The following is an 18,301-nucleotide window of genomic DNA, read 5'->3' as shown; positions in this document are numbered from 1 at the left end:
GGTCGTGCTCTCCTGCATGCGCTCGCTGGTGACGGCAGCACTCCTCATGGTGGCGTACTACCTGCTGCCCATGGACTCCGCCTTCACGCCCACCACCGTCCTCGTGCTCGTCGGCGGTATCGCAGCCGTGGCGGTGCTCCTGGCCTGGCAGATCCACACCATCACGCTGTCGCCGTGGCCAGGGCTGAGGGCCATGGAGGCCATGGCGATCACCGTGCCGCTCTTCGTCCTGTTGTTCGCCACCGCGTGCGTCCTGCTGGAGCACAGCGCGCCAGGCAGCTTCAGCGAACCGCTTTCGCGCACCGACGCGCTGTACTTCGCCATGACCGTGTTCAGCACCGTCGGATTCGGCGACATCACCGCACGCAGCCAGCCGGCCCGACTGCTGACCACGGGACAGATCACACTGAACCTGTTGCTGCTCGGCGTGGCTGCCCGGCTCCTGGCCCACGCAGTCCAGCGAGGCCTGCAACATCGTGGCCAGTCGATCGACCCCGACGACAGCAGGCCACCTGCCCCATGACCGCGAGGCGATACGTACTCGCCGGCCTCGACGTACGAGGGACCGGGACCGGTCGACTTCCTGGTCATCGAGTTCCCGGGCAACCGCATGACAGGTGAGGGATTCCCCTTGCTTCTCGACCTGGTGGACAGAGGAATCATGCGCATTCTGGACCTTCTGTTCGTCCGGAAGGACACCGACGGAAGGGTCGACGGTCTGGAACTGAAGGACCTGGACGCTGACGGTGAACTCGACCTGACCGTGTTCGAGGGAGCGTCATCAGGACTCCTGGGCCAGGACGACATCGAAGAGGCGGGGATGGCCCTTGAGTCGGGCAACTCGGCCGGCATCCTGGTGTACGAGAACCTCTGGGCCGCTCCCCTCGCACAGGCACTGCGGCGCGGAGGGGCGCAACTCGTGGCAAGCGGGCGCATCCCGGTGCAAGCCCTTCTGGCCTCGCTCGACGCCGCGGAGACCGCGGCGGGCGACGCAGCCGCCGCCTGACCCCGCGGACGCATCAGGCGGACCCGATCCAGTCGACATCAGCCAAGCTGTCCTGACCGAGGAAGAGTTCGCGGCTCAGAAGAGCAGGATTCCCGCTTCGTGACCAGCTGCAGCCGAACTCGAGGACGGTGGCGCGATCATGGGTGCCGAGTTCGCACAGGCCAAGGCCAAAGTCCTCGCGACCTGAGCGCATTCGGCCGGAGCACGACACAGAACAGGGACGCCCCCATGCTGCTTGTCTGTACCAGCTCACGGGTTGAGCTCTCGCTCAGGGGCAGGTTGCAGCCGGGTCGTCGTGGACGAGGGCGCAGATCATCTGCTCGCCGCGCCGGTCGTCCGGATAGGTCCTGCGCAGTTCGGCCTTGAAGTCGTTCCACTGACGGGCGGTCTCGGCCGTGGCTCCGGAAACGGCACGGGCGAAGTTGTCTCCGGTCCTCGAGCGGTGGGAGGCGGCGGTGTCCTTGTTCAGGTGACGGTTGTGCGTTACACGTCCGGCGCAGTCGGCGGACTTGACGCCGGTGGAGTCGAAGTCGGAGTAGCAGCCGGTCGTGAGCTCCTCGGGAACGAGGTCTCGTGCCTCCCTGGTCCACTCGGCGTCCTCCATGCGGCTGTAGCGGCCGATGGCGAAGAAGGGGACGGCATCGGTACGTGCGAGCCCGGGCGGGTTGTCGAGGCCGACCGGGCCGGGGGCCGGCCGGTCGGACCAGTTCGAGTGGGTGTGGAAGTCCTGGAGCTGGTGCCAGCCGCGGCCGAGTTGTTCCAGCACGTCGCACTTGGCACGGTCGGAGGTCTCCTTCCACGTGCAAGGGGAGGAGAGGTCGCTCTGATCGGCCCGGACCCTGCCGTGCGCGTCCACGAGGCCGTCGGCCGCCCGGATCGCGTTCCGGAAGCGGGCGACGGAGGTGCGGATGCAGGCGAGCAGCTCGGTGGTGGCCTCGTCCCGGCTGCGGGGATAGTGCTGGACGCGGCGTGGGGCGAGGTAGTCGGCGTTGTCGCAGTGCAGGGGGCCGATCAGGAAGTACCCGCCGTGGTCGTTGGCGTTGACCGCCCCGTCCTTGGCATCCGCCATCGCGGAGAGCGTGACCGGTTCCCAGGGCAGGGCGGCCCGTGTGATGTCCTCGTGGTTGCCACCGGTGAAGGCCTGCGCGGGAGTGGGCGGTGCGGTGGCCAGGGCCGTCACGAAGACGACCGCGACGGCCGTTCGCGTCACGCCGGACGCTGGACGGTACGGCATACGACGCTCCAGTCGCGAGGGGGTACCGAAGCCTCTCGGCACCCCGGCGTTGGTCGTGCTTCCGACGGAGTCGAACGTCTGTGAGCGATTCTATCGAACGGAGTGCCGCGTCGCGTGGGAAGGGCGAGTCCGCCGATCCCGGATGGAGCAGCACCGACGGAAGGTCGATGCTTCGAGGTCGGAGTGCCGTTGGACTGTTCCGTTCAGGGCGGCGGGGAGCGGGAAGTAGCGCCTCCGGGGTGACCAGCACATACTCCCCTTCGACCCCATCCGTGATCCCAGGGGCCGGCTGTCCGTGTCGTGGGAGCGTGGTGTCGGCGGCACGTCTCACCACCTCCGCTTCGGATCGTTGGGGTGTCGGCGGGGCGGCAGGGGGAGGAAGCCGCTGGTCCGGGCGGCGTAGTCGTCGTATCCGGGGCGGTCGGCCATGTGGCGTTCGAGGAGGCGCTTCCCGCTGCCCACCGTGAGCAGCAGGGTCATGACGACCGGGGAGACCAGGCTGGCCAGAGCAGCCTGCCCGCTGGTGCAGGCGAGGAGGAACAGGCCCCACCAGACGAGGCTGTCGCCGAAGTAGTTCGGGTGGCGGGTCCATGACCACAGCCCGCGGTCCATGACCCGGCCCCGGTTGGCCGGATCGCTCTTGAAGCGGGCCAGCTGGTGGTCGCCCACGGCCTCGAAGCCGAGCCCCACCAGCCATACGGTCAGCCCTGCGGCATCGAGCCATCCCAGGGGCTCGGTGCTGTAGGAGGCCGTCTGGACGGGCAGGGAGATCAGCCAGACCAAGGCGGCCTGGAGGAGGTAGACGGTGCGCAGCGCGTACCAGGTGCGGCTTCCGCGGGCCTTCCCGAGAAGCTCGGCGTACCGCGGGTCCTCACCGTGCCCCCGCGAGCGGCGGGCGATGTGTGCCGACAGCCGCAGTCCCCAGACGATGGTCGCCGCGGCCACCAGCAGGCGCCGGGCGTCGTCGCCCTCCCCCGCGGAGAGCAGCCAGGTGACGGTGGCGACGGCGCTGAAGGCGATGCCCCAGGCGATGTCGACGATCCGGTGCAGGCCCCGTCGCACGGCGATCGCGAACGTGACGAGCAGCACCCCCACCGCCACGGCCGCGGTGGTCACGAGGACGGAGACCGGCGGCCCCCACACGAGGCCGTTCACGACAGCTCCGCCGCCGCGTACCAGGCGGCGGGGGTCGCGGGCACGGCGGAACCGCCCTCACGGGTGGGACGGACGGAGAGGATCTGGTCGACGCCCATGCGGCGCTCGGAGAAGGCCAGGGACGCACCGGCCAGGTAGAGGCGCCAGACACGGCCGGTGGTCTCTCCGACGAGGTCCTCGACCTTGGGCCAGTGGTCTTCGAGGCGTACGCGCCAGGCGTCGATGGTGGCCGCGTAGTGCTCGCGCAGGGACTCGACGAAGCGGACCTCAAGGCCGGCCGCCTCCAGCAGGTCCGCGGTCCGGCCGACGGGCCGCATGTGCATGTCCGGCGCGATGTACGTCTCGATGAACGCGCCGCCGCCCGGTGCGTCGGCGCCGCGTGACATCTGCTGGATGAGCAGCCGTCCCGCGGGACGCAGAGCGTCGTGCAGTAGGGCGGCGAAGGCGGGGTACTCGCTGTCGCCGACGTGCTCGCCCATCTCCACGGCGGTGGCCGCGTCGTAGCCGCCGCCGTCGATGTGGCGCCAGTGCCGCAGCTGCACCTCCACCAGGTCGGCCACGCCCTCGCGCACGGCCCTCGCGGCGACGAAGTCGCGCTGCTCCCGGGACAGCGTGACCGCCGTGACCCGCACCTGGTGGTGCCGGGCGGCGTGCACGGCCAGGGATCCCCAGCCGCAGCCGACGTCGAGGAGTCGGCTGCCGGGACGCAGTCCCAGTTTGCGGCAGATCAGCTCCAGCTTGTCCTTCTGAGCGTCGGCCAGGCCGTACGCGGGGCCGGCGGTCCGCTTCCAGTAGGCGCACGAGTAGGCCATCGACTCGTCGAGCAGCAGCGCGTAGAAGTCGTTGGACACGTCGTAGTGATGGCTGATCGCGGCCCGGTCCCGGGAAGCACTGTGGAGACGACCGGTCAGCCGGGCCCGCCCGTCCGGTCGGCGGGGAGGCGGCCCGGCCGCGCCCAGCCCCGCGGCGAGGCCGACGGCGGCCGCCAGCGCGGCCGGCCCCGGCCGGCTCAGGCCCTGGTCGCGGACGGCCCGGCCCGCCTGCGAGAGCGCTGTGGCGAGATCGCCCTCGACGTCGAGGTCACCGGTGATGTACGCCTCCGCCAGGCCCAGTTCGTTCGGCTGCCACAGCAGGCGGCGCAGAGCCGCGGGCGAGCGGAGCACGACCAGCGGCGCGTCGGCGGGGCCGGTCTCGCTGCCGTCCCAGGCCCGCAGGCGTACGGGCGGCGGGCCGGCGGTGAAGAGGTTCAGCAGATCGGCGAGACGGTCGGCGGCGGGCCTCATCGGGGAGTCCCTTCGGTGAGGAGGATCTGGCGGACGTCGAGGTAGCGGGAGCGGAACCCGGCTTCGGAGTAGGCGAGGTAGAGCTCCCACATGCGGTGGAAGACGGCGTCGAAGCCGAGGTCCGTCACGGTTTCCCGGTGTGTGGTGAACCGTTCCCGCCACAGGCGCAGGGTTTCCGCGTAGTGGTCGCCGTAGCCGTTGTCCGCGACGGTGCGCAGCCCGGCCGCGCCGGAGTGCTCGGCGATGGCCTCGCGGGAGGGGATCAGCCCGCCGGGGAAGACGTACTTGCTGATCCAGGTGTGGGTGGCGGCGGTGTCGAGCATCTGCCGGTGGCCCATGGTGATGGCCTGCAGGGCGATCCTGCCCCCGGGCGCGAGGGCGCCTCGCAGCGCGGCGAAGTACGAGGGCCAGTACTCGGCACCGACCGCCTCGATCATCTCCACGCTGACCACGGCGTCGTAGTGGCCTTCGACGTCCCGGTAGTCGCGCACCTGCACGTCGACACGGTCGGCGAGGCCGGCGGATCGGATCCGGGCACGGGCGAGTCGGGCCTGCTCGGTGGAGAGGGTCAGGGTGGTCACGCGGGCGCCGCGGACGGCGGCACGCAAGGCCAGCTCGCCCCAGCCGGTGCCGATCTCCAGGAGCCGCGTGCCGTCGTGGACCTCGGCGAGGTCCAGGAGCCGGTCGATCTTGCGGTGCTGGGCTGCCGTGAGGGATTCGAAGCGGGCCGGGAAGGCGGTGAAGACCGCCGAGGAGTACGTGAGGCCGGGGTCCAGGAACGTGGCGAACAGGTCGTTCGACAGGTCGTAGTGCCGCTGGACGTTCCGTCGGGCGCCGTGCGGGGTGTTGCGATCGCTGCGGGGGCGGGCGGACGCCCACAGCGGGCGCAGCCGGCGCAGGGGGGCCGGCACCAGCTCGTCGGCGTGCGCGGCGAGCACGGTCAGTACTCCCGCCAGGTCGTCACTGTCCCATTCACCGGCCATGTAGGACTCGCCGAATCCGATGAGACCGTCCCGGGCGATCCGGCGGTAGAAGGCGTCAGGATCGTGAAGAGTCATCCTCGGCGCGCCACCGGCGCCGGGATTCCTGCCTCCGGTGGGGTCGACCAGGGACAGCTTGCGCAGGGCGCGGCCCACGAGGAGTCGGGCGACGGCGGTGTGGCCCGGCCGGGCCGACGGCAGCCCGGCCACGTCCGGCCAGCGCGCACTGTCCACCTCGTGGCGGCTGGACGGCAGGCGGGGAGAACATGCCACGCGCGTCGGCCGGGAGATCACCGGGGAACGGCCGGCTGTCGTCGGCGAACGGTCGGGTGCGGTGGTGGTGGGGCGGGTCACGGGACCATGCCTTTCTGCGGCGTGTGGTGAGGTCGGGGGTGCACGGGCAGGCCGCGCAGGAACAGCTGGATGCCGTGGCGGCGGATTCCGGCCCACACGGCGGCGGTCGATCCCGGCCTGCGCGCGGCGGCGGCCAGGAGGGCGCGAGCGGTCGCGGGCCGACGGCGGCCCCGGACGGTCGCCGTGAAGGGCCGACCGTCCCCGATGTCAAGGTGCACCGTCAGCCCGAGGCGCTCGCCGGGGAGGGGCAGCCTCATCCGGTAGCGGCCGGCGACCGGGAAGAACGGCGAGACGTAGAACTCCTTGTCCACCTGGGCGAGTCCGGCGCTGTCGGTGCGCAACAGGTAGCAGTGGCGCTGCCCGTAGGTGTTGTGGACTTCCGCCACCACGCAGACCAGGGCCCCTGAGGCGTCGTGGCACCAGTACACGCTGAGCGGGTTGAAGACGTAGCCGAGCACACGGGCGTGCGCGAGCATCAGCACCCGTCCGCCGCCCAGATCGATGTCGTGGGCCGCGAGGAACGCCTCCAGGCCGGCCCGGATGGACTCCGCGCGCCCCGTGAAGTGGTCACGCGGGGCGAACCGTGCGAGGGGGCGCAGGAGGAAGGGCAGGACCGGCAGTCGGTCGAGGTCGACGTACCACAGGTAGGTGCGGTGCCTGAACGTGTGACGCAGTGGCGCTGTGCGGGCATGGGCGACGACGCATTCGTACAGCGCCGCGGCGGGCGCCCCGGTGACGGTCACCAGCGCACCCCCAGCGACCGGGCGGCGCTCACGCCGGAGCGACAGCCGTCCTCATGGAAACCCCATCCGTGCCAGGCTCCGGCGAACGCGGTCACGCCCGTGTTCAGGCGCGGGAGTTCCTTCTGGGCCGACACCGACGCGGGGGTGTACACCGGGTGCTCGTAGACCATCCGTTCCACGACCCGGTCCGGGGCGACGCGGTCCTCGCCGCCGAGCGACACGACGTAGCCGGCCGCCGCGGGCAGTCGCTGCAGGCGCCGCATGTCGTAGCTGACCCGGGCGGGTTCCGCCGTGGGGTCACAGCCGGTCAGGTGGTAGTTCCAGCTCGCCCGTGACCGTGGCGAGCGGGGCAGGACGCCGGTGTCGGTGTGCAGCAGGGTGGTGTTGCGCGAGTAGGTGAACGCGCCCAGGAGCCGCTTCTCATCGGCGGTGGGATCGGCGAGCAGACGGAGCGCCTGATCGGGATGGGTGGCGATCACCACGGCGTCGTAGGCATCGGTACCTCCGTCGCGGGTGGTGACCAGAGCCCCCCGTCCGGTGCGCTGGACGGCGTCGACCGGGCTGGAGGTACGTACGCGCTGCAATTGCTTGACAACGGCGGAGACGTACGCGCCCGATCCTCCCGTCACCGTCTTCCACTGCGGGGAGCCCGTGATCGAGAGCAGACCGTGGTGCCGCAGGAAGGTGAACAGGTAGGCGGCCGGATACGACAGGGCGGTCCGTGCCGGGCAGGACCACACCGCGGACACCAGGGGGAGGGCGAAATGGCTGACGAAGTACGGGGAGAAGCCGCCCCCGCGCAGGAACTCTCCCAGCGTGACAGGTGAGGACGGCCGCTCGGCCAGGAGGCGTCGCGCCCCGCGGTGGAAGGCCGGGACCTCGGTCAGCAGCCGCAGATAGCGGGGCCGCAGAGCCGCCCGTCCGGTGAACAGCCCCCGGCCGCCGCGTGCGCCCGCGTATTCAAGGCCGCAGCCGTCGCAACGCACCGACATGCTCATCTCGGCGTCCTGCGTGGTGATCCCGAGCTCGCGGAAGAGACGCAGCAGCGTGGGGTAGGTGCGCTCGTTGTGCACGATGAACCCCGAGTCCACCGCCACCGTCCGACCGCCGGGGCCCGGGAGGTCATGGGTGTGGGCATGGCCACCCAGCCGCCCGTCGGCCTCGTAGAGGGTGACCTCGTACGAGGACGCCAGGACGTAGGCGGCGGTGAGGCCCGCCACCCCGGCACCCACCACGGCAACTTTCCGGTGTTCCACCACAGTGCTCCCGCCACTCGACACGCCGCTGGGCGCGGCTGCTTCACCCGTACTTCGCAGCCGAGGGCCGGGTGGATGGGTCGAGAGAGTCGCGTGGTCGGTCGCGGTGGAACGTAAGGGGCGAGAAGGAACGGAGTTGCGGGGGTGAGGCGTGTGGTCAGGCGGGCAGGTCCATCAGGAGCAGGGGGGCGGAGGTGGGCTGTGAGGACCCTTCGGCGGGTTCGACGGTGAGACCGACCGCGGTGGCGCCGGAGGGACTGCCGTCCATGAGAACGGTGCCGTCCGCGTGGATGAAGCCGGCCGGGCGCATGGCGCCGTCGTGGGCCAGCCACAGTTGGTACGTCGTGCCCGGCTCCGGGGCGGGCAGGCCGGTGGCGGTGAAGACGGCCTGGTTCTGGCGGTCGGACGTGACGACGGTGGTGAGCGCTCCGTTGGTGGCACGCCCGTGCGCGGTACGGGAGTCCGGAGCGGCCAGCACGGCACTGACGGCGTCCAGTTGCTCCTGGACCTGGCGGGCCTGCTGCTGGGAGTCCACGTTTTCCCGGTGCTGCCAGAGGGCGAGGCCGCCGAACGACGCGGCGGCGGCCAGACTGGCGGCGAGCGCGAGAGGTACGGCCCTGCGGCGCAGGCCACCGGTGAGGCTCGTCGCCGACGTGGAGACAGGTACCCGTGGGGGCAGTTGGCGTACGCCGTCGACGGCGCTGATCGTTCGCTGCTTCATGGCGGCCGGCAGGTCTTGGGCCACAGCGGAGGCAAGCCGTGCCGCGGTCGCTTCGAACTCCGCCACTTCCTTCCGGCAGTCGTCGCAGTGCCGGAGGTGGTCGTCGAACGCCTCCCGCTCGGCCCGGTCCAGGGCGTGGAGGGCGTAGGCGGCCGCGAAGGAGTGGATGTCGGAGTGGTGCTGTTTCACGTGGTCACCCCCATGCAGTCGCGAAGCCGGATCAGCCCGTCGCGCATGCGTGTCTTGATGGTGGGAAGAGGCGTGCGCAGGGATTCCGCGACCTCACGGTAGGTCAGTCCCTGGTAGTAGGCCAGGGTCACCGCCTGGCGCTGCAGTTCGGTGAGTCCGCGCAGGCAGCGGCGGACCTGCTCGCTCTCGAGACGGGTCTGCACCTGTTCGGCGACCTCGTCGTACGCGGGGGAGTGCTCGCGAGCGGCCTGGGCCTGTTCGCGGTCGGTGGCGGCCTGCGCGGAGCGGACGCGGTCCACGGCACGCCGATGGGCGATCGTCGCGGCCCAGGTCGTCACGCTGCCGGTCTCGGGGCGGTAGCGGGCGGCCTGCCGCCACAGGTCGATCATGACCTCCTGGGTGACCTCCTCGGACTGGGCCCGGTCGCGGACGACCCTCGTCGTGATCCCGAACACCAGGGGGGCGAGAGCGTCGTAGAGGGCGGAGAAGGCCTGCTTGTCACCGCGGGCGACCCTTTGCATGACCTCGGTCAGATCGCTGCGACCGGTCTGGCCAGGGGGACCGAAGGGGAGCGGCTGGTTCACCGGCCGGGCTCCGGCTGTGGCGACCAGCTGAAGTGGCCGGGGGCCGGCCGGTGGGTCCGTGTCCATCGCATACGCGTCCTTGGTCGTGGAAGGGGCAGGCCGTCACACCGGCAGCCGGGCCGTAGATCGCAGGGGTCTTTGCACAGTCTTCGTAGCGGATGGATGTGCGGATGGGCGGGTGTTTCGTCACCTGGGCGTTGGCCGGTTCGCTCGGCCGGGTGAGCCGGGTGAGCCGGGTGAGCCGGGTGAGCCGGGTGAGCCGGGTGAGCCGGGTGAGCGGGGTGAGCGGGGTGAACAGGGTGGCGCCTGGCCCAGCCGACGGGCCTGTCAGGTTCCGGTCCAGCGCCGTATCCGGGGTGGCGCGGACCGGTGACCCGTCCGTAGTCGCGGGCGCGAGGCGCATCCGTACCTCGTGCACGCAGAGCCGGGACTCCGGACGGGTCGGCCGCGGGCGGCTGTCGGCACAGCCGCCCGCAGGTCCGCTTCCGCTCACCTTCCGCTTGCCTACCGCTCGCTTTCGGCTCGCTTCGGGTGGCCGTCGTCAATCTTTCGGGTGACGGACCAATCCGCCGGGCGGGTGCCGCCGAATGCCCCCCGTGAGCACCTTCCGCGACACCCTCACCCGGGCCTCTCTCGGGGCACTGGCCGGCCTGCTGGCCGGGTTCACCGCGCTCGCCGTGGCCGAACTGACCGCCGCCCTGGTCCGGCCCGAGGCGGGGCCGGTGACGGTGGTGGGCGGCGCCGTCATCGACCGGACACCCGCGCCGGTCAAGGACTTCGCGATCCGGACGTTCGGCGAGAACGACAAGGTCGTCCTGCAACTGGGCATCCTGGTCCTGCTCGCCCTGTTCGCGATGACCCTGGGCGTCCTGGCGCTCCGTCACAGGCGCCTGGGGGCGGCCGGAGTCCTGCTCTTCGGGATCGTCGGGGCCGCCGCCGCCCTGAGCAGGCCCGACACCGCGGGCGTCGCAGACGCCCTGCCGTCCGTGGTCGGCGCGGTGGCGGGAGCCGCCGTGCTGTACCTCCTGGCGGGGAAAGCCACCTCCGTCGGCTCCTCGGCCGGTACCGAGGGCACCGGGGGCGGGTGGAGCCGACGGGGGTTCCTGACCACCGCGGCCGTGACCGCCGCCGCTGCCACCGGAGCGGGTGTACTGGGCCGGGTGCTGTCGCAGCGGCGCGGGCAGGGAGCGGTCACCTCCCGCAACAGCCTCGCCCTGCCCTCACCGGCGTCGCCGGCACCCCCGGTTCCGGCCGGAGCACAGCTCAAGGTGCCCGGGATCAGCGCGTTCACCACCCCCAACCGTGACTTCTACCGCGTCGACACCGCCCTCGTCGTACCCAAGGTCGACGCGGACACCTGGAGGCTGCGGATCCACGGCAAGGGCGTCACGCGCCCCCGCACGTACACGCTCGAAGACCTCCTCGCGCGCCCCCTGATCGAACGGGACATCACGCTGACCTGCGTCTCGAACGAGGTAGGCGGCCCGTACGTCGGCCACGCCCGCTGGCTCGGCGTACGCCTGGCGGACCTGCTGGCCGAATGTGGGGTGCGGTCTCCCTCACAGGGCGGCAAGGCCGATCAGCTGGTGGCGCGTTCGGTGGACGGCATGACGCTGGGGTCGCCGGTCGAGGACGTCATGGACGGCCGGGACGCGATGCTCGCCTTCGGCATGAACGGCGAACCCCTGCCGTTCGAGCACGGCTTCCCCGTCCGCATGCTCGTCCCCGGTCTCTACGGATACGTCTCCGCCTGCAAGTGGATCGAGGACATCGAGCTCACCACCTTCGACGCCTACGACGCCTACTGGGTCAAGCGCAAGTGGGCCCGCAAGGCCCCGATCAAGACCCAGTCCCGCATCGACACCCCCAAGCCCTTCGCCCGGCCCACCGCCGGCACCGTCACGGTCGCCGGCGTCGCCTGGGCCCAGCGCCGGGGCATCACCCGCGTCGAGGTACGCGTCGACGACGGCCCCTGGCAGGACGCCGACCTCGCGGTTCAGGACACCGTCGACACCTGGCGCCAGTGGTCCTACCGCTGGAAGGCCGCCCCGGGCGGACACACCCTCACCGTCCGCGCCACCGATGGCACCGGCCGAGTCCAGACCGAAGTGCGCACACGCACGGTCCCCGACGGGGCGAGCGGCCGGCACAGCGTCTTCGTCACCGTCACCTAGACCACCGGGCTGCCCCGCGGGCCCGGAGAACACCGAACACCACAACGCCATTCCGTACAGAAAACACAACTCACAACTCTCCATAGGAGCAACAGAGATGAACACCCTGCGCATGCGCCGTGGCGCGATCGCCGTGGCCGCCGCCGCCGTCCTCCCCTTCTCGCTCGCGGCCTGCTCGGACTCCGACAGCAAGACCGAAGCGGCCGCGCCCAGCGCGGCCCCCGCCGACCCGAGCACGGCGAGCGAGGCCCCCGGCGAGGACGCGACGGCCATGGACCAGCCCTTCGGCCCGGCCTGTGCCGGGGTGCCCAAGGAGGGCGCCGGTTCGTTCGACGGCATGGCCAAGGACCCGGTCGCCACCGCCGCCTCCAACAACCCGGCGCTGTCCACCCTGGTCACCGCGGTGAAGAAGGCCGGCCTGGTCGACACCCTCAACAACGCCGAGAACATCACGGTCTTCGCGCCGACCAACGACGCCTTCGCCAAGATCCCGAAGGCCGACCTCGACAAGGTCCTCGCCGACAAGGACACGCTCACCAAGATCCTCACCTACCACGTCGTCGGCCAGAAGCTCACCCCGAAGCAGCTGGAGAACGGCTCCTTCGAGACCCTCCAGAAGGGCATGATCACCACCGCCGGTTCCGGCGAGGCGTACACGGTCAACGACACCTCGAAGGTCGTCTGCGGCAACGTCAAGACCGCCAACGCGAACGTCTACATCGTCGACACCGTCCTCATGCCCAAGTAGCCGGCGAGCGCACACCGGCCCTTTCCCCCTGAACGCCCAGCGGCCGGTGGCCCACGTCCCTCACCACTCTCACCGCGAGGGACGCGGACCACCGGCTCTACTCGCTTCTGGTCGACGGGCAGGGCCGGGTCCGTGACCGATGGCCGACTACTTGTGCATGGAACCGCTGCCGTGGCCTTCGATGGTGCCGCAGGTGGCGGGGGCGGTGGCTTCCTGGGGCAGCTTGGGGTCGAGTTCGCTCTTGCCCTTGCCGAAGTCGTACATGCCGTTGCCGTTGGGGTCGATGCCGTGCTGAACGACGTGCAGGCGGGTGATGTTGTCGGCGACGGCCTGGGAGACGGTGATCGTCCGCGAGTAGGACAGGTTGCCGTTCTTGTCCGCGACCGGCATCCGGTCGACGGCCAGTCCGCTGGCCTTGGTCGTGTCGCCCTTGGTGGTCAGGGAGATGTTGATGTCCCCGTAGGCGGGCAGTCCCTCGGTGGTGGTGACGACGCCGTCGCCGTTCTTGTCCGCGCCGGCGTCGGGGCAGGTGAAGTCGTGTCCGCTGGTGGAGCCGTGGATGTGCTGGGCATGCGGCTGGCCGGGGACCAGACCCTGAGCGTTGATCTTCACGGTGAGCTGGCGGCCGTCCAGGCTGAGCTGCGCGGTTCCACGGGCACCGGAGTCGTTCAGCTGACGCAGCTCGACCTGGTAGCTCTGGGCCTGCCCGGTCTGCGAACCCCCGCTGTCTCCGTCCTGGGCGAGGGCCGGGGCTGCCATGGCGAGCCCCAGGGCGGCGGGCAGGGCCACGAGGGTGGTGAGACGGGTTGAGTGCCTGGTTGTCATCGCGATGCATCCCCTTCCGGGGGACTCGCCGGCGCGGGGCCGGTTCGCGTCCGGATATGTCATCCCTTTCACTCTCCATTCGGAGCTGCCGCGACGAAGGATTGCACTCGCGGGGCCGGGATGCCGGATGCCTATCGCCCCGTGGGCCGTAGGGTCGTCGCGACCCTGGGGCCGGGGAAGAAGGGCGCCTGAGCGGGACCCCGCGAAGGGGCGGCCGTCGCCCAGTGCGGCGGGCCGCATGAGCACGATCCCCCGCTACGCCCGGCGCAACGCGGTACGTCCCCAGAGAACAGGAAATGACGGTGCTGGACTTCGAGATCGAGCTGGCGCCGGACGTGTGGCCGGACGGCACCGCGGCCATCGCCGAGCCCGACTACGCCTACGTCACCCTCACCGACGTCACCGCGGACGAAGCCGGCGCCTTCGCCGTCTGGCTGCGCGACTCGTTCGCCCCGGCGCCCGACCTCGTGCGCTTCGCCAACAGCCTCGCCATGGTGAACGGCGAGGACACCCCTTCGCCGCTGCCGGCCGAGGGGGACCGCGAAGACATCGGTGATCTGCTGCGCCGGCATCTCGACGCGTTCGACTACTGACCCGGGGCCATCAGGCAGACGGCTAGGGCGTGTTGGCTCGCCCCAACAGGAACTTGACCGATTGCCGCCCACGGCCGATGTTCTCAGCCCCAGCCCGTCGACGAGCGCCGATCAACGGCCGTGGCTTGCGTTCGATCAACCCGACCTGACGAACTCGATCGGCTCTCGCTGTGGTGATGTCCATGTTCCTGGTGCATGTATCGCGCCAGGAAGGGGAGTTGTGGAGTTCTGGGTGTTTTCTTGATCCGGAGTCGCGGCGATACAGTCCGGCCAGAGGCGGATTGGGAATCAGGGGGAGGGGTCGGCGTGTTGGAGGTTGTGGCGCTCAGTGCGCTCACCACGTTCCTGCTGGGTGTGGGGAACGGGGCCGCGGGGGAGATCGGCAAGCAGATGACGCTGTCGACGGGGGCCCTGGTGCGGCGGGCCCTCGGGCGGGAGACGCCGTTGCCGGCCGGTACGGAGGACAGACAGGCGCTGGCGGGGCGGGTGTACGCGCGGCTGAGTCGGGATCCCCGGCAGGCCGGTGAGTGGGCGGTCCTCATGGAGAGCGGTCCGGAGCAGCTCCCGGCGCCGTCCGGTGGCGGGATGCCTCCCGCGCCCCGGGCGTTCACCAACCGGCAGAAGGCCCTGAAGCAGTTGACGCGCGAGGCTGACCGGTCGTGGGACGGGCGGCCTCGGGTCTCCTTGCTCTCCGGGGATCCCGGGAGTGGTACGACGTCCGTGGCCCTCCGGTTCGGGGCCGAGAGCCGTGACCGGTTTCCCGACGGGCAGTTCTACGTCGACCTGCGCGACACGGGCGCGGAGAACGGGCCGGAGCCGGCCGCCGTGCTGCTGCGGCTGTTGCGCGAGATGGACGTGGACCCCGAGCGGATGCCCTCCACCGAGTCGGGGCGGGAACGGCTCTACCGGCGGCTCACCGTGGGGCGCAAGGCGCTGGTGGTGATCGACCACGTCACCTCGCTGGCCCAGGTCCGCGCCCTCGTACCGGCCACCCCCGATGTCTTCCTGCTCGTGGTCGTGTCCGGCCCGCCCCTCCTTCTGGAGGCGGAGCGCGTCGCCGTGCCGCCCTTGACCGACCGGTACGCGAAGAAGCTCGTGAGGGAGGTGGCGGGGTCCGAGAACTCAGCGCGGGTCGCCGCGCGCCTGCCCGGACTGCTCGCCCGCTGCCAGGGCAACGCGTACGCCCTTCACACCGAGGCGCGGCTCCTGGCCGGGGAGGCCGTCGCTCAGGAGCGAGGGGACGAGGAGGGGCGGCAGCATCCGGTGCGGGGCACCGTGCGGCACGCTTCCCTCCGGCTCGGTTCCGAGGCCGTTCGGCTCTGCCGGCTCACGGCGCTGGGCGGCTGGCCGTCCATCAGCGCAGAACTCGCCGCCGCCGCAGCGGGGTTCGGCGACGACGAGGCGCGGGCGGCTCGGCTGCTCGCCGAGGCCGCGGACGTCGGGCTCGTGGAGGATCTCCCCGGCTCGCGCTATCGCTTCCGGCCCGAGGTCCGGCGCCAGTTGGCCGACACGGCGGCCTCGGAGTACGGCGTCCGGGAGTGCTCCGACGCCGTGACCCGGGTGCTCGACGCCCTCCTCGACCGGGTCCTGCGCGCCGCGCACGCCGCCCTGCCGCAGAGCTGGCGGACGGAGCAGGTGCCGGGGGACGTGCGCGCTTACCGCAACGAGGCCGACGCGGTGGGGGTGTTGGCGGCCGAGGTGGCCAACGTGGTCCGAGCCGTGTCCGTGGCCGAGGAGCACCAGCAGGTCACCACCGCGTTGCGCCTGGCCCGCGCCCTCTGGCCGCTCCAGCTGAAGGCCGGGCACTGGGACGAGGTGCTCCCCGCGCTGCGTGACGCGACCCGGTGCGCCGAGGAGAACGGCGTGGACTCCCGGGCGACCGGGCTGCTGTACTTCCAACTGGCGCACTGTCTGGGCGAACTGGGCCGCTGGGAGCAGGCGCACCGCGCGGCGCGGGCAGCCGTCAGGTGCGAGCGGGCCGCCGGGCATCTACGGGGCGAGGCGTCGTCCGTGGAACTGCTCGGACTGTTGAGCCTGAACCGCTGGCTGTACGAGGAGGCCCTGGAGCGCTTCGTCGAGGCCGAGCACATCTACCGGAGGATCGCCCCGGACCAGGAGGGCGCGGCGGACCTGCCGCGGGCCCTGGCGCTGGCCGAGCGACACCAGGGCCGGGCTCTGCGCGGCCTGGGACGGCTGGACGAGTCCCGCCGTCGTCTGGAGAGCGCCGTGGACTTCTTCGCCGGGAGTGGAGAGCGGCCGGTGGAGGCGTACAACCAGGCCCGTGCGCTCACGGACCTCGCGGAGACGCTTCACGACAGCGGTGACGACACGGCGGCGCTGACGAGGATCGCCGGGGCGGAGGCCCTGCTCAGTCCTGCCGCAACCCCACACCTCACCTACCTGGCGGGTCTGCGGCGGCGCTGCGAGGCGGACGTCCGGTAGGGGCCGCGCCGGCGTCGACGGCGACCGGGTGCGTGCCGCCGGCCGTACGCACCCGGAGCGTGACGCCCCGCGCGGGGACGGTCCCGCCGTGCGCCAGCCAGGCGTACAGCGACGACGCGTACGCCGCCGGATCCGCGTCCGCGCCGGCGCCGGTGTCGCCGGTCAGCCGGAACGTGCCGTGATCCCGGGTGCGTACGGTGCAGGTGTCCGGCCCGGTCACGTACGCGGCCACCGCGCAGTGCGGATGCCGCCTCAGTACGTCCGCAGTCCACCGGTCGGCACCGCCCAGGCGCGGGTCGTCCGGCGGCCCGTCGCGCGTGATCACATCCGCCAGTTCCAGGTCTCCGGGGCGACGGGTGTCCTCGTGGACGGCCAGGTGGGTGGCGACGGTTCCGGTGGGCTCGTCATGGTCGGCCAGGTGTTCCGTGGCGCGTTCGATCGCCACCTCCGATCCGTTCACGCGCGTCCGTACGTGCAGCGCGGCCGTCAGCCTCGGGGGGTTGTACGGCGGGAGGGGCAGCGGCTCCAGCGACGCGGGCGCGTCGGGCTCGGGCAGGTCCATCAGCGTGTAGAAGTGCCGGCGCAGCAGCGCGGCCGACCGGCCCGGAGCCGAGGTGACGAACTCCGCCGCCGTGCCATCCGGACGATGAGCACTCAGGACCCGCTCCACCTGGGGGCGCAAAGGGGCGTGCGGATCGAGCCGCGGGGCCTGCCGGGCGAACTCCGCGAGCGGCGCCTCGGGGTCGAGCCTTCCCCGGCCGTCCGCCGCCAGCAGCACCGGGGTGTCCAGGGCGGCGGCGTAGTAGGTCACCGCTCCGAAGTCCCCGAGGACGAGGTCCGCGGCCAGGAGAGCCTGCCGCCAATCGTGAACGGGGTCGATCAGGATCAGCCCGCCGCGCCGGGCCCGGTCGAGCCAGGCCCTGATCTGGCCGGGGCCGTGGCCGTGCCAGACGTTCGGGTGGAGTACGGCGGCCAGCCGGTACTCATCGGCGGGGAGCTCGGCGGCGAGCCGGGGAAGCAGGCCGGGCAGGATGTCCTGGCCCCCGCCGCTGCCGAAGAGGCCCTCCGGGTTCCAGGTGGAGTTCAGGACGACGAGCCGCTGCCCGCTCCGCACCCCCAGGGCGCGTCTGAACCTGTCCCGGTAGGGACGTCCGGCGAGCATGCGGTCGAAGGAGGGGTCGCCGGCGAGTACGGCGGAGGGCACCGCCTCGGCGCATACCCGGGTCAGTCGTTGCAGTTGTTCCGGGTGGGACAGGACAAGACCGTCCACGAACGGTTTGCCGTCGACCAGAAGCCACTCCGGCGACAGCCCGAACGTCGGCTCGTGGTTCGTGGTTCGTGGTTCGTGGTTCGTGGTTCGTGGTTCGTGGTTCGTGGCTCGTGGCTCGTGGCTCGTGGCTCGTGGCTCGTGGCTCGTGCAGTCTCTTAGTGTATCCGACACCGTGTGAGATTACGGACAAATTGCCCGTCAAGTCGGCCAGTTCGCCGCCGAAGCTGGCGGAGATCGCGAGATCCACCGGGGTCGAGAGTGCCTGCTCCCACGGCAGCTCGGGAAGCTCCAGGTCGGCGAAGACCTCCCGGATCCCGCCCTGGAACGCCGAGGAGCCCGTCGACGTGACCAGCAGCTGGACGCGGAAGTCGTCGTGGAACAACGGCAGCAGGTCCGACAGGCGTCCGGCCGAGGTCACGTTGTGGACGACCAGCAGCACCCGCCGCTGGGCGGCACGACTCGCCCACCGATGGGATCCCTCCCCGACCGGTACGCGTATCGGCCGTGTCGGCAGGGGTTCGGCTGTCCCCACTCGTGACCTCCTGGGCGAGCATGATCTCGGTCGCGGATCACCATAACCGTGCATGCGTATGTACATGCGGGGCGAGTGCGCGTCCCGCCGGCCGTAACTGGGCTGGACGAGGGGCCGGATGGGACCGTCGGATAATGTTGAGGCATTTGCTCGCCTCGGTCGCCTGCCCGGCGCCGGGCGCACCTCGATCTCCGCGGTGGGCTCCGCGGCCC

Annotated in this window: 14 protein-coding genes and 2 pseudogenes; 6 read left to right on the top strand and 10 right to left on the bottom strand. The window is 71.4% G+C overall.

Annotated features, from left to right (window positions below):
- Window positions 1-28 precede the first annotated feature (28 nt).
- Both ACWFR1_RS05320 and ACWFR1_RS05315 read left to right on the top strand, forming a co-directional pair.
- The gene (locus ACWFR1_RS05320; protein WP_453546691.1) at window positions 29-523 is read left to right on the top strand and encodes a potassium channel family protein; all 495 of its coding nucleotides are present in this window, start codon (window positions 29-31) and stop codon (window positions 521-523) included.
- 45 nt (window positions 524-568) lie between these two features.
- Window positions 569-1,006 (top strand): annotated as a pseudogene (locus ACWFR1_RS05315) (DUF6325 family protein); the annotation flags it as partial.
- A gap of 268 nt (window positions 1,007-1,274) precedes the next feature.
- On the opposite strand, the gene ACWFR1_RS05310 reads toward ACWFR1_RS05315, so the two are convergent.
- The 8 genes from ACWFR1_RS05310 to sigK all read right to left on the bottom strand — a co-directional run bounded on the left by ACWFR1_RS05310 (window position 1,275) and on the right by sigK (window position 9,505).
- Entirely contained in the window at window positions 1,275-2,216 is a 942-nt protein-coding gene (locus ACWFR1_RS05310) for a hypothetical protein (protein ID WP_453546688.1), read from the bottom strand.
- A 351-nt stretch (window positions 2,217-2,567) separates the two neighbouring features.
- The gene (locus tag ACWFR1_RS05305) at window positions 2,568-3,395 is read right to left on the bottom strand and encodes a DUF1295 domain-containing protein (RefSeq protein WP_453546685.1); all 828 of its coding nucleotides are present in this window, start codon (window positions 3,393-3,395) and stop codon (window positions 2,568-2,570) included.
- The gene (locus ACWFR1_RS05300; RefSeq protein ID WP_453546683.1) at window positions 3,392-4,678 is read right to left on the bottom strand and encodes a class I SAM-dependent methyltransferase; all 1,287 of its coding nucleotides are present in this window, start codon (window positions 4,676-4,678) and stop codon (window positions 3,392-3,394) included. The genes ACWFR1_RS05305 and ACWFR1_RS05300 overlap by 4 nt, the downstream gene beginning before the upstream one ends.
- A complete protein-coding gene (locus tag ACWFR1_RS05295) occupies window positions 4,675-6,012 on the bottom strand; it encodes a class I SAM-dependent methyltransferase (protein ID WP_453546681.1) in 1,338 nt (445 codons plus the stop codon). Before ACWFR1_RS05295 ends, ACWFR1_RS05300 begins: the two co-directional genes overlap by 4 nt.
- Window positions 6,009-6,758 (bottom strand): DUF1365 domain-containing protein, encoded by a 750-nt coding sequence (locus tag ACWFR1_RS05290; RefSeq protein WP_453546890.1) that lies wholly within the window; start codon window positions 6,756-6,758, stop codon window positions 6,009-6,011. Before ACWFR1_RS05290 ends, ACWFR1_RS05295 begins: the two co-directional genes overlap by 4 nt.
- Window positions 6,752-8,011 carry an NAD(P)/FAD-dependent oxidoreductase gene (locus ACWFR1_RS05285; RefSeq protein ID WP_453546679.1) on the bottom strand — a complete coding sequence of 420 codons (1,260 nt, stop codon included), beginning with the start codon at window positions 8,009-8,011 and terminating at the stop codon, window positions 6,752-6,754. Before ACWFR1_RS05285 ends, ACWFR1_RS05290 begins: the two co-directional genes overlap by 7 nt.
- A 157-nt stretch (window positions 8,012-8,168) precedes the next feature.
- Window positions 8,169-8,921: an anti-sigma factor gene (locus tag ACWFR1_RS05280; RefSeq protein WP_453546677.1), complete on the bottom strand. Its 753-nt coding sequence runs from the start codon at window positions 8,919-8,921 to the stop codon at window positions 8,169-8,171.
- The gene (sigK, locus tag ACWFR1_RS05275; RefSeq protein WP_453546887.1) at window positions 8,918-9,505 is read right to left on the bottom strand and encodes an ECF RNA polymerase sigma factor SigK; all 588 of its coding nucleotides are present in this window, start codon (window positions 9,503-9,505) and stop codon (window positions 8,918-8,920) included. Before sigK ends, ACWFR1_RS05280 begins: the two co-directional genes overlap by 4 nt.
- A gap of 587 nt (window positions 9,506-10,092) precedes the next feature.
- Here sigK and ACWFR1_RS05270 point away from each other — a divergent pair.
- Together ACWFR1_RS05270 and ACWFR1_RS05265 are read left to right on the top strand one after the other, a co-directional pair.
- Window positions 10,093-11,679: a sulfite oxidase gene (locus ACWFR1_RS05270; protein WP_453546675.1), complete on the top strand. Its 1,587-nt coding sequence runs from the start codon at window positions 10,093-10,095 to the stop codon at window positions 11,677-11,679.
- Between the two features lie 97 nt (window positions 11,680-11,776).
- Window positions 11,777-12,427, top strand: coding sequence for a fasciclin domain-containing protein (locus tag ACWFR1_RS05265; protein WP_453546672.1), 651 nt, complete (start codon window positions 11,777-11,779; stop codon window positions 12,425-12,427).
- 156 nt (window positions 12,428-12,583) lie between these two features.
- Here the strand turns inward: ACWFR1_RS05265 and ACWFR1_RS05260 are convergent.
- Window positions 12,584-13,252: pseudogene (locus ACWFR1_RS05260) on the bottom strand (hypothetical protein); the annotation flags it as partial.
- A 296-nt stretch (window positions 13,253-13,548) separates the two neighbouring features.
- Between ACWFR1_RS05260 and ACWFR1_RS05255 the strand changes: the two are divergent.
- Together ACWFR1_RS05255 and ACWFR1_RS05250 are read left to right on the top strand one after the other, a co-directional pair.
- Entirely contained in the window at window positions 13,549-13,845 is a 297-nt protein-coding gene (locus ACWFR1_RS05255) for a hypothetical protein (protein ID WP_453546670.1), read from the top strand.
- 306 nt (window positions 13,846-14,151) lie between these two features.
- The gene (locus ACWFR1_RS05250; RefSeq protein WP_453546668.1) at window positions 14,152-16,287 is read left to right on the top strand and encodes an ATP-binding protein; all 2,136 of its coding nucleotides are present in this window, start codon (window positions 14,152-14,154) and stop codon (window positions 16,285-16,287) included.
- On the opposite strand, the gene ACWFR1_RS05245 is transcribed toward ACWFR1_RS05250, so the two are convergent.
- Window positions 16,238-17,557: a hypothetical protein gene (locus tag ACWFR1_RS05245; protein WP_453546666.1), complete on the bottom strand. Its 1,320-nt coding sequence runs from the start codon at window positions 17,555-17,557 to the stop codon at window positions 16,238-16,240. The two genes, ACWFR1_RS05250 and ACWFR1_RS05245, sit on opposite strands and share 50 nt — an antisense overlap.
- Window positions 17,558-18,301 lie beyond the last annotated feature (744 nt).

This window comes from Streptomyces sp. NPDC055103 (genome assembly GCF_053607625.1).
Note: the sequence above shows the minus strand (reverse complement) of the source record. Positions and strands in the feature narration are given on the sequence as shown.

What these genes read in the sequence shown, in the direction of transcription:
- ACWFR1_RS05300 (WP_453546683.1), bottom strand. Translation starts at nt 4,678, where the DNA reads ATGAGGCCCGCCGCCGACCGTCTCGCCGATCTGCTGAACCTCTTCACC.
- ACWFR1_RS05270 (WP_453546675.1), top strand. Translation starts at nt 10,093, where the DNA reads ATGCCCCCCGTGAGCACCTTCCGCGACACCCTCACCCGGGCCTCTCTC.
- ACWFR1_RS05265 (WP_453546672.1), top strand. Translation starts at nt 11,777, where the DNA reads ATGAACACCCTGCGCATGCGCCGTGGCGCGATCGCCGTGGCCGCCGCC.
- ACWFR1_RS05255 (WP_453546670.1), top strand. Translation starts at nt 13,549, where the DNA reads ATGACGGTGCTGGACTTCGAGATCGAGCTGGCGCCGGACGTGTGGCCG.